Source organism: Amylolactobacillus amylotrophicus DSM 20534, from assembly GCF_001434555.1.
GTDB lineage: Bacteria > Bacillota > Bacilli > Lactobacillales > Lactobacillaceae > Amylolactobacillus > Amylolactobacillus amylophilus.
This window is the reverse complement of sequence record NZ_AZCV01000018.1, coordinates 1-1,548: the sequence shown is the minus strand read 5'-3', so window position 1 is coordinate 1,548 and position 1,548 is coordinate 1. Positions and strand designations below refer to the sequence as shown.

The 1,548-nt window shown below is 34.9% G+C and carries 1 protein-coding gene and 1 pseudogene; both read right to left on the bottom strand.

The features are described from left to right. Positions 1 to 96: 96 nt before the first annotated feature. A pseudogene (locus tag FC62_RS08555) lies at positions 97 to 227 on the bottom strand (restriction endonuclease subunit S); the annotation flags it as partial. Positions 228 to 236: 9 nt separating this feature from the next. Then, positions 237 to 1,511 carry a polysaccharide deacetylase family protein gene (locus tag FC62_RS07860; protein ID WP_056946545.1) on the bottom strand — a complete coding sequence of 425 codons (1,275 nt, stop codon included), beginning with the start codon at positions 1,509 to 1,511 and terminating at the stop codon, positions 237 to 239. Between the last annotated feature and the right edge of the window lie 37 nt (positions 1,512 to 1,548).

Genomic DNA, 1,548 nt, shown 5'->3' with positions numbered 1-1,548 from the left:
GACAAGACTAGTTATCTTGGTTTTTATCACAGCTACTCCCCCATAATTTTTATGAATATTAAACGACAAGTTAGTGCCATTCTATAAATATAGACCCTACACAAACATATTTTGTAAAAAGCCTTTTTTTGTTCTTTCAACAAATCTAACTTACGCTGATGAAGAGTGATAGTGTTGTCTAACTGTTTGAAAAATAACCCAATTTTTTGTTGACGACTTTTGTCTCGCACTCTTCATTATTTATCACGATGATAAAAATCTTTTGTATTAAAGAAGTCATTTAGAACCGTGTTCTCACCAATCATTGTTTCATGTAAACGAATACCATCGACATTTATCCGCGCATTACGATAATAATCATTTGTTAATTGACCCCATGATGTCTTTGACGCATCAACATTATCGAAAATACTGAAACCGCTACTCTTAAGATAAGTGTACTTTGCATTATCATTTGTATAATTTGTAAATGAGCCAATATCTGCTCCAAATGGGAAAATCAATACTGGTGTTTTACCAACAATTGGTTGTACTTCCTTTTGCCAAAGTGCAGTGTCCTTTTTGATATGATCAACACTGGCCGTAGTCATATTTATATGACCCCAGGAATGCGATGCAAACTGCCAACCTTCCTTTTTCATAGCGTTAGCAACCTTTGTCGCTTTCTTAGCTTCGCGATGTGTCTTTTTTGTATCACCATATTGACTCTTTGATGAACGATAACCTAGCACCCCATTATAACCCGTTTCAGCAATCACACCCTTTGAGCCACCGTATGAGAAATCTGGATGCTTTTTGATGAAGGTATCAATAATCGGTACCATGTCATAATCACCAATTTTCTTCTGACCATTATTGGTATATTGATTTTTAACATCACCTTGCTTATTGACGACTAATTTATCTGCAAATCCAGAATTCTTCATATACTCATAATAGTTAACATCATCCTGTGATATAATTAAAGGCTTCTTGCCTTCAGGTAATTTGACTGGTTTGAAAGTCACCTTCCCTTGTTTATCAATCGAAATGATATCTTTAAAGTTAATTAATACATAGCCATTATCATATAACTGATTCAGCATCGGCATAAATTCGTCGATGGTCGCCATATAATCTTTGTATCCCTGTGCCTGCTCAGATGAGAAAGCTTTACCAGGATCAACAATTAGTGAATGATAAAAAAGATGTGAAATTTTTGTCGGATCATCCCACGTGACCAACTTTGACTGTTGCTTATTAATACTCTTTTTTAGATGATCAACTGTTGTTCCTTTGTGCCCCGATAACACTGATTTTGCTTCTTTATATTGGTACTGTTGACTTAATGATTTTGCCTGCTTTACTGCCTTAGTTGTTTGACTATCAGTTTTTACCTGCTTTACTGTCTTAGTTGTTTGACTATCATTTTTTGTAGTCATAACATCATCATCAATATTGCCATATAACCATAAGCCTGCCCCCAAAATCAACCCAATGACGACAAGACTAGTTATCTTGGTTTTTATCACAGCTACTCCCCCATAATTTTTATGAATATTAAACGAC